A 10,065-nucleotide genomic window follows, 5' to 3' on the forward strand; every position below is an offset into this window, starting at 1 on the left:
CGAGGCTTTAGGAGAAGCTGCAACTTCTCCAAAAAGCTTGAAAATCATTTCAAAGCCTTTGATTTAGTGTTCTTTTATATCAATAATGGATTCGTTTAATGCCAGCATACTTTTTGAAACACCACCCTTGATTTAAAGAGCCTTGATCAGATTCGAGGGAGTAAGGTTGTAAATTGATGTATTTGGGTAAGGCATAGCGCTTGAATGAGCGTCATCTCGTAAGACATTTTGAAATTATATAAAACAGTAACTTAAAAAATAGGGGGAACTGCCGTACTATAAGCGGGATGGAGTAAAGGCAGGATTTAGGGTGAATTTAAAAAATCTAGAAGCATTTTATTGGGTTGTGACTTTAAATAGTTTCAATAAGGCTGCCACAAAATTACAAACGACTCAGCCTGCCGTTTCACAAAAAATCACCTCTCTTGAAAATGATTTAGGTTTTAAAGTTCTCGATCGCAGCTTTCGACAGCTTAAACCCACCCATAAAGGCATGACCCTGTTTAAATATGCTGAAAAGTTTATGCGTTTAGAAACTGATTTGGTGGCTGAGCTGACTGAAAACCAGCATCTAACAGGAACAATTCGTTTAGGTGTTTCCGAGACCATCGTTTATACGTGGTTGGTTGAATATATCGAAAAAGTACAAAAAGAGTTTCCTAAAGTTTCAGTGGAAATTGTGGTGGATTTAACCCCAAATTTGCAAGAAGGTGTGCGTACCGGGGATTTGGACATGGCCTTTTTGTTGGGCCCGACTTTGGCTTTTGAGTGTGTAGAGCAGGCGCTATGTGACTTTGAACTGAGTTTTTTGGCAGCTCCATCTTTTAAAGGTGGTGTGGGCCAAATGTCGTTTAAGGCATTAATGTCTCATACCATTTTAACTTACCCGAAAATTACCTATCCCTATAAAGAGCTCAAGGCCAAAATGAAAGAGCAGGCACTAGATGAGCCGCTTTCAATTACCAGTTATTCGCTTGCGACCTTATTGCGTCTTGCGGAGCAAGGTTTGGGGATCGCCGTTGTGCCGACCTTAACGGCCTTAAAGGAAATTACCGATGGTCGCTTGGAAATTTTAAATACCCCGATCCAGCTCAAAACCTTTCATTTCACCTCGATTTATATGCAAGGAAATGATGCTGCCTTGAAAGAGAAATTAACCGATGTCGCAGTCACTGTTTCTGAAAGCGCAATGAAAAGACTGCTTGAGAAAATTAAAAAATAATTGAGGCGTACGTAGCTTTTTGACAAGCAATGTTTCTTTATCTCAAACCGTAATTTGTTTGAAAAACTATAAAAGCAGCTTATCGTGCGTGATAAGTAAAATTTATCATTAGACTTTTAATAAATAAAAAATAATAAAATACAGTAATTTAGTTTTAATAATGGATGTAAAAAGTCGTATTGTTCATCGCGCTTGCCTATGTTCTTATTTCAAATAGAAGATTTGATCCGCCATGGCTTTGGTTGGGCAACAGGGAATCTTTGTCAGTTAAAGGGATTTAAGAACAGAATTTGTAAGCAAAATGATGTTCTTGGTTCAACTTGAAAATAGCGTTATTAAGCTCAAATGGACGAGGAACGCATTAAATATGTCTTTATTAAAATCTTCTTTTTTATCAGATCGCCAATGGGCCATTGTTGCTTCAATCTTTATGATGGCAACTTCCGCCATGGGACCTGGTTTTCTAACTCAAACTGCGGTCTTTACTGTGAAATTGGGTGCGGCGTTTGGCTTTGCCATTCTAGTGTCTATTTTGATTGATTATGTGGTGCAGCAAAACATTTGGCGTGTCGTAACGCTGACGCAAATGCGTGCCTCGGATATTGCCAATAAAGCCTTGCCGGGCAGTGGTTACTTACTGGCTTTTCTGGTCATTTTGGGTGGCTTTTTCTTCAGTATTGGTAATATTGCAGGTGCGGCTTTAGGTCTCAATGCATTATTTGGGTTAGACACTAAATGGGGCGGCATTTTAAGTGGTGCTTTAGCCATTTTAATTTTTGCTTCAAGAAAAGCCACGCTGGCCATGGATAAAAGCATGATCGTTTTGGGGTTGCTCAAAATCATCTTGATTATCATTGTTGCCGTCATTGTGATGCCACCTGTGGGCCAAGCTGTTCATCAAACGTTTGCACCCGACCAGATTGATTTTGCCATCATCACCACGATTGTTGGTGGAACGGTCGGCGGCTATATCTGCTATGCAGGCGCCCATCGTTTACTGGATAAAGGTGCGGTTGGCCCTGAAAATATTGATGAAGTTGCAAGAGCCGCAACCAAAGGTATTGTGGTTGTAGGCATCATGCGTTATGTGCTGTTTTTAGCTTTCTTGGGTGTGGTGGTAAGTGGCGCAAGTATTGATTTAGCCAGCCATGATGCCAATCCCGCAGCGCAAGCTTTTCAATATGCCGCAGGAACTTTTGGTTATAAATTATTTGGTCTAATTTTCTGGGCAGCAGGGATCAGTAGTACCATTGGCGCCGCTTATACTTCGGTTTCATTCTTTACCGCATTTAAGAAAAACCTCAGTCCAAAGCAAACCAATTACACCACCATTACATTTATCTCTTTAGCTTTATTACTGTATGTCGTACTGGGCGCAACCCCTGCTGGACTTTTGATTTTTGTTGGTGGCTTTAATGGCTTGGTACTGCCAATTGGTTTAACGATTTTTGTTTATGTAGCTGCTTGTCGTAAAGATATGATGGGGAATTATAACTATCCAAAATGGTTACTTATTTTGGGTGTACTCACATGTATGTTGACATGGTGGATGGGCTATATGTCCTTTACTACAGTCTTTAATTATTTAACCAAACTTTAAGCCAGACGATGGTGAAGTGATAAAGGAATTAAGCCATGTTTGTAGATTTAAATAGTGACTTGGGTGAAAGTTTTGGTTCGTGGAAAATGGGCAATGATGACCAAATTCTACCTGTGGTCACGAGTGCCAATATTGCATGTGGCTTTCATGCAGGTGATCCGCTGGGGATTTTAAAGACACTGCGGAAGGCTGTTGAATTAAATGTCACGATTGGCGCGCATGTATCTTATCCAGACCTTGTCGGTTTTGGTCGCCGTAATATGGATGTGTCACGTGATGAGCTGATTGCCGATGTGCTGTATCAAATTTCTGCACTGGATGGTCTAGCTAAAGTGGCTGGTTCTCAAGTGCAATATGTGAAACCACATGGTGCACTGTATAACACCATTGCACACGACCACGCTCAAGCCGCTGCGGTGATTGATGCTATCAAGATGTATAACCCAGAACTGGTTTTGGTGGCACTGGCAGGTTCCCACTTGGTTGAGCAAGCACGTGCAGCAGGCTTAAAGGTTGTATCTGAGGCATTTGCAGACCGTGCTTATAACAGTGATGGCTCATTGGTTTCACGACGTTTGGATGGGGCTGTTTTACATGATTCGGCCTTTGTGGCACGCCGTGTAGTGTCTATGTTGAAAAATGGCGGCGTTGAGTCGATTGATGGTGTATTTACCCCGATTCAAGCGGACACGATTTGCTTACATGGTGACACCGCAGGTGCCTTAGAGATGTCGGCTGCGATTAAAGCTGAACTGTTAAATCATCATATTGAAATTCGCCCCTTTGTTTTAAAGCATCAGGACGTACGCAATGTATAAGGATATCCGAGTCGACTCAGAACAGCTTGAAGCCGCTTTAGCGGCACGTTTAAAAATCCGTGCAGGCTTTGATAAACCAACGGCGGGTATGGCTGCAGGCATGACGCAGGTCAATATGATTTCGGTGCCTAAAGATTGGGCTTATGATTTTCTACTGTATGCACATCGCAATCCGCAAAGCTGTCCTGTTTTAGACGTGCTAGAGGAAGGTGTTTATGCCACAAGACTGGCAGAGAACTCAGATATACGCACCGACTTTCCACGTTATCGCATCTGGAAAGAGGGTGAAATGGTCGATGAAGTCACGGATGCGAGTGACATTTATCATGCGCATCCTGACTTGGTAACGTTTCTAATTGGCTGTAGTTTCTCTTTTGAAACAGCACTGCAAGAGGCGGGCATTGAAGTTCGTCATATCCATGATCAGACCAATGTACCGATGTATTTGAGCAATATTCAATGTCAGCCTGCGGGTCGTATTTCGGGCAATATGGTGGTTTCTATGCGCCCAATTCCATCCCATCAAATCACGGATGCCGTCAAAATTACAGCACGGATGCCAAGTGTGCATGGAGCGCCCGTGCATATTGGACATCCTGAAGGTTTAGGCATTCGTGATGTGAATCAGCCAGACTTTGGTGATGCTTCACGTATTGAGGCTGGGGAAATTCCAGTGTTTTGGGCTTGTGGTGTAACCCCACAAGCAGCGGTGATGAACTCAAAAATTCCTTTTGCCATAAGCCATGCACCCGGTCATATGTTGATTACAGACATTCCTGATCGTGCATGGATAGGTTAAGCAGCACCAAAGAACAATTAAAAGGATAGGCATATGCGTTTTTTATCGGTAAACGCGGATTGTTTTCTTATAGAGCTTGCCAGCTTAGAGGAAACATTGGCGTTGTACAATAAATTGCACACGATGCAATTGAATGGAATTAAAGACTTAGTCCCTGCTGCAAAAACGATTTTGGTATTTTTTAATGAAATCGAGACCACCTTTAAAACACTGGTTGCTTCAATTCAGACTGTAAAAATTGGTTCAGGCGGTGAGCGTAATGCCCAAGAATTGATTATTCCTATCTGCTATACGGGCGAAGATCTTGCTCAGGTTGCAGAGTTACAAGGGCTTTCAATTGCTGATGTGATTTTGAAGCATCGTCAAAGTGTTTGGAATGTGGCTTTTATCGGTTTTGCACCGGGCTTTGCTTATATGAGCAGTCCCGATCGACCTTTTACAGATATTCCTCGCTTAGCTGTGCCACGTAAAAAAATACCGTCGGGTTCTTTGGGACTGGCAGGACAATATTCAGGGATTTACCCGAAAGATAGTCCGGGGGGCTGGCAGCTGATCGGTACGACTGCTGCAAAAATGTGGGATCTAGAGCGTAAAAATCCAGCGCTACTGTTACCAGGAATGACTGTACATTTTGAAGATGTCACACATCAACCGACCACGGTTAGCGTACCACAGCAAGTCACTCGTACAGTTGAACCTAAACAATCCATGCCTGTGTTTACGGTAACTGCACCGAGTCTACAGATGTTGATCCAAGATGAAGGACGTTTTAACCAGACCAAGATTGGTGTTGGTGTTGCAGGGGCGATGGATGTATCGGCGATGCACAGTGCAAATCGAATTGTCGGTAACCCAACTCCGACGCCTGTGATTGAAGTTTTAAATGGTGGTTTGAAAGCCAAAATGCATCAGTCCGCAGTCATTGCGGTTACGGGAGCGATTTCAAACATCCACGTGAAATTTAGTGATGGACAAAAGACTGACTTTGGCAGTTATCAAGCGATTGCTCTTGATGAAGGTGATGAATTTCAGATTCAAGCACCGACGGCAGGGCTGAGGAATTATCTGGCGATTCGTGGTGGTATCGACATGCAGCCTGTGCTGAATAGTGCCTCATTTGATAGTTTGGCCATATTAGGACCAGAACCTCTAAAAATGGGGGATACGGTTTATCAAGGACAGGTTGAAGTTTCAAATATCAGTAATACTGAAATTGCGAAGTTAAACTTGCCCAAAGTCGGCGATGTAGTAGAGCTCGACATTGTGATGGGACCGCGAACGGATTGGTTCGAAGCAGAGAGTATTGAGCGCTTATGTCAGCAAGCTTGGCTTGTGACTAATGAAAGCAATCGAGTTGGACTGAGGCTTTCAGGTGAACAACCATTGCAACGCAAAATTACCCATGAGTTGGAAAGTGAAGGAACTTGTATTGGTGCCTTACAGATTCCACCCAGTGGTCAACCTGTACTGTTTATGAATGACCATCCTTTAACTGGTGGTTACCCCGTCATTGCGGCTGTGGCGAAGCACCATAGGGATTTGGTGGCACAGATTCCAGCAGGGTGCCAAATCAAATTTAAAAAAATGACCGAATTTACAGATTTTGAGAATGAATGATGACTACTGAAAAATTATTAATTGCAAACCGTGGTGAAATTGCCGTTCGTATTATTCATGCTTGCCGTGATATGGGTATTAGCTCAGTTGCGTTATATGCCGATGACGATATGGACAGTATGCATGTCGAACTGGCGGATGAAGCATGGGGGCTGGCGGGTGCAACTGCACGTGAAACCTATTTGAATATTCCAGCCATTCTTGAGGTTGCTAAAAAATCTAAGGCGACCATGGTGCATCCGGGTTATGGCTTTTTATCTGAACGTGCTGAATTTGCACAGGCCGTAATTGATGCAGGCTTAAAGTGGGTAGGGCCATCGCCAAGCGCCATTGAAAAATTGGGTGATAAAATTGAAGCACGTAAGATAGCTGCTTCAGTGGGTGCACCTTTAGTTCAAGGTACACAAGACCCTCTAAATAATGCTGATGAAGCACTCGAGTTTGCAAAGCAGTTTGGTTTACCTATTGCGATTAAGGCCGCTTTTGGCGGTGGTGGTCGCGGTTTAAAAGTCGTTTGGAAACTGGAAGATGTAAAGGAGCTGTATGATTCGGCTGTACGTGAAGCACAAGCCGCTTTTGGCCGCGGTGAGTGTTTTGTTGAGCAATACTTAGATCAACCTCGCCATGTCGAAGCGCAAGTGATTGCCGATCAACATGGCAATGTAGTGGTTTTAGGTACACGTGATTGTTCGCTACAGCGTCGTAATCAAAAACTGATTGAAGAAGCGCCAGCGCCTTTTATCAGCGATGCGATATATCAAGAAATTTTAACTTCGGCTAAAAATATCTGTCAGGCAGCCAACTATGTCGGTGCGGGTACAGTTGAATATTTGCTGAGCCGTGATGGAAAGCTTTCATTTTTAGAGGTTAATACCCGCTTGCAGGTGGAACATCCTGTTACTGAAGAAACGGCCAAAGTCGATTTGGTGGTTGAGCAAATTCGCGTGGCTCAAGGCCATGAACTTTCAATCAAAGAAACCCCGAAAGCGCAGGGGCATGCCATTGAGTTTCGTATCAATGCTGAAGACCCCGCTCGTGGCTTCATTCCTGCTTTTGGTGTATTGAGTTTATTTGAAGCACCATTTGGTCAGGGGGTACGTGTAGACACAGGTGTTCGTACTGGTTCTTTGGTGTCGAGTCATTTTGATTCGCTTATGGCAAAACTGATTATCACAGGCCCAACCCGTGAAATTGCGATCGCTCGCGCTAAACGTGCGCTGAAGCAATTTAAAATTGAAGGGGTTGCGTCGGTTTTAGACTTTCACCGTGTTGTATTAAATGAAGCTGATTTTACCGCCACATTTAATGTTCATACTCGTTGGATTGAAAATGATTTTAAACAGGACTTAAAGCCAACGAAACGCAGTATTCCGAATCATCAACAGCCGATGTTACTCAGTTATATTGAAATTGATGGGAAATTACATCGTTTAGGCTTACCTGCGGGTATGTTTGCACAAAACCCTACAATGACGTCTCAAGACCAACCAGCTACAGAAACAGCAGTGAGTGCTGAACACTTACTTGCACCAATCAATGGCGTAATTAGCGCTTGGAAGGTAGAAAACGGGGAGCAGGTCGCAGAGGGGCAGGTGGTGGCGATTATGGAAGCCATGAAAATGGAAGTCCCTGTACTTGCACATCAAAGTGGAGTGATTCAATTGATGGTTCAGCAAGGGGTGACCTGTCACGCAGAGCATATTATTGGATCGATTTGCTAAAAAAATAAATCATGTGAATGCACCTGATGCAGCATTTAGCTAAGTCAGGTTTTTGTTTGAAAACTCTTAAAAGTTGAGGGCTGGTTAGCTTTGTTTTATGGACAAATGAAGTGGAAAAATGGTTCGATTAAGATTTAATAGTCCAATAAAAGCGTTATTTAAAGAGATATTCAATAATCATTTTGTTCTGTAGCTCGGAGACAAGATGAAAGCGATAAACTTGAAAAATAAAAATTAAAGAATATAGGACTTACGCATTGACGGATTCAAAAAAGTATTAAAATACTTTATAAAGTATCTGTGATCAGACGAATTAAAAATGCTTCTACAGCAACTTGTACACTACCCATTTATATGGGCTTTCTCATGACAGAACCGAACTCTATTAGCTGCACACAACTTGCCGAGACTTATAACATCTCGCATGATAGTGTAAATCGCTTTCTAGAGCGTGAAGACTACACACCTCACGACCTATATCAAGAAGCAATTCAACATATTGATAATAATAAACTTATAGTCAGTATTGATGATACTGTTTTAGATAAACCATATAGTCAACATATGGACTTGGTTAGCTATTTTTGGTCAGGCAAACACCACCGATCCGTCAAGGGTATTAATCTCATTACCTTGTATGCGACAGATCAAAATGGTCAAAATATTCCAATTAATTTCCGAATTTATGACAAATCTGAAAGTAAAACCAAGAATGATTACTTTATGGATATGTTAAGTGAAGTACTCAGTTGGGGTGCAAAGATTCAATTTATTACAGGTGATAGTTGGTATTCATCGACTGGAAATCTAAAAACCATAAGAAAATATGGTATTCGATTTATGTTTGGTATCGACTGTAACCGTAAGGTTTCCCCAGAAAAAGGACAATGGTTTCAACTGCGTTTATTGCCAGATTTCCATCAGGGTCAAGTGGTCTGGCTCAAAGATTTTGGCTTTGTACAATTATTTAAGACTCAGTTAAAAGAACAGCAGAGGTTTTATATTGTGCATCAAGATGAAGATGATTTATTGTCCTTTGAGGGTTTTCATGAATTACATTCAAGTCATTGGAAAATAGAACAATATCACCGAGTGATTAAACAGGTTTGTCATATTGAAAAGTTTCAAGTAAGACGATCTAAACTGATTTTGAATCCTTTGTACACGACAAAAAAAGATAACTCATTGAAATAATGGCATAATACTTGTTTTCTGACGACGAATATGATGACACATTTCAATGAGTTACATCTCATCTTAAACAAATATCTAAAGTGGAACAAGTCACATGCAAAATGTTTTACACTGATTATGCTTGCATTAATTGTAAAACAGACATGTAATCTTTCTTCTGCATCTAAAGCCTTACCCATCAAGTGCTTACCACAATCATTTTATCGACGTATACAACGCTTCTTTGCAGATCAGTATTTCGATTATCGTCAAATTTCTCAGTTAATTTTCTATATATTTTCATTCGATAAAGTCCAATTAACTTTGGATAGAACCAACTGGAAATGGGGAAAACGAGATATCAATATCTTGATGTTAGCTATCGTCTATCGTGGAATAGCGATACCTATAGTTTGGACATTGCTCAATAAACGTGGAAATTCAGATACAAAAGAGCGTATTGCTTTGATTCAACGCTTTATCTCCATTTTTGGTAAAGATCGTATTGTGAATGTGTTCGCAGACAGAGAATTTATCGGTGAGAAATGGTTTACATGGTTAATTGAAAATGACATTAACTTCTGTATACGTGTTAAAAAAACTTTATTGTGACCAATCACTTAGCCAAGAATCATAAAATTAGTGATTTATTTCGTCATCTTCAAGTTGGTCAAACTGAATGTCGTAAACGACGTATTTGGGTTGGTCGAGTGAAACTGTATATTAGTGCGCTACGATTAGAAGATGGAGAACTTTTACTTGTTGTTTCTCCTATGTTTAATGCTTCTGCTATTCGTGATTATGCATTACGCTGGGAAATCGAAACGTTATTTAGTTGTCTCAAAGGACGTGGATTCAATCTTGAAAATACTCGTTTAACAGACCCTAGACGAGTCAAGAAATTGATAGCAGTGCTAGCTATCGGTTTCTGTTGGTGCTATTTAACAGGTGAATGGCAACATGATCGGAAAAAAGCGATAAAAATAAAGGGTGGTGTTTCAAAAAGTATGCTGAAAAAAAGCAGGTTGGATTTTGATAAAATAGAGAAATGCGAATAACTCTAGAAATCAAGTGTCCAGCCTGCCTAAGTGACAGTATAAAGAAAAATGGCACAA

Annotated in this window: 6 protein-coding genes and 3 pseudogenes; all 9 read left to right on the plus strand. The window is 41.2% G+C overall.

The annotated features are described in order from the left end of the window. A pseudogene (locus AC1P5O_RS15320) lies at positions 1–99 on the plus strand (IS1 family transposase); the annotation flags it as partial. Between the two features lie 211 nt (positions 100–310). Continuing rightward, positions 311–1,222 carry a LysR family transcriptional regulator MumR gene (mumR, locus tag AC1P5O_RS15325; RefSeq protein WP_004694273.1) on the plus strand — a complete coding sequence of 304 codons (912 nt, stop codon included), beginning with the start codon at positions 311–313 and terminating at the stop codon, positions 1,220–1,222. A gap of 367 nt (positions 1,223–1,589) precedes the next feature. Continuing rightward, a complete protein-coding gene (locus AC1P5O_RS15330) occupies positions 1,590–2,822 on the plus strand; it encodes an NRAMP family divalent metal transporter (RefSeq protein WP_004694270.1) in 1,233 nt (410 codons plus the stop codon). A 35-nt stretch (positions 2,823–2,857) separates the two neighbouring features. Next, the gene (locus AC1P5O_RS15335; RefSeq protein ID WP_262472621.1) at positions 2,858–3,640 is read left to right on the plus strand and encodes a LamB/YcsF family protein; all 783 of its coding nucleotides are present in this window, start codon (positions 2,858–2,860) and stop codon (positions 3,638–3,640) included. After that, complete coding sequence (locus AC1P5O_RS15340; RefSeq protein WP_262472620.1) at positions 3,633–4,439, plus strand: putative hydro-lyase; 807 nt, start codon at positions 3,633–3,635, stop codon at positions 4,437–4,439. The genes AC1P5O_RS15335 and AC1P5O_RS15340 overlap by 8 nt, the downstream gene beginning before the upstream one ends. 33 nt (positions 4,440–4,472) lie before the next feature. Next, on the plus strand, positions 4,473–6,056 hold the full coding sequence (locus tag AC1P5O_RS15345; protein WP_262472619.1) for a 5-oxoprolinase subunit B/C family protein: 1,584 nt from the start codon (positions 4,473–4,475) through the stop codon (positions 6,054–6,056). After that, a complete protein-coding gene (locus AC1P5O_RS15350) occupies positions 6,053–7,777 on the plus strand; it encodes an acetyl/propionyl/methylcrotonyl-CoA carboxylase subunit alpha (RefSeq protein ID WP_499006311.1) in 1,725 nt (574 codons plus the stop codon). Before AC1P5O_RS15345 ends, AC1P5O_RS15350 begins: the two co-directional genes overlap by 4 nt. Positions 7,778–8,077: 300 nt before the next feature. Further along, positions 8,078–8,944, plus strand: a pseudogene (locus AC1P5O_RS15355) (IS701 family transposase); the annotation flags it as partial. Positions 8,945–9,004: 60 nt separating this feature from the next. Further along, positions 9,005–9,966, plus strand: a pseudogene (locus tag AC1P5O_RS15360) (IS4 family transposase); the annotation flags it as partial. Positions 9,967–10,065 lie beyond the last annotated feature (99 nt).

The sequence above is a fragment of the Prolinoborus fasciculus genome (assembly GCF_056724605.1).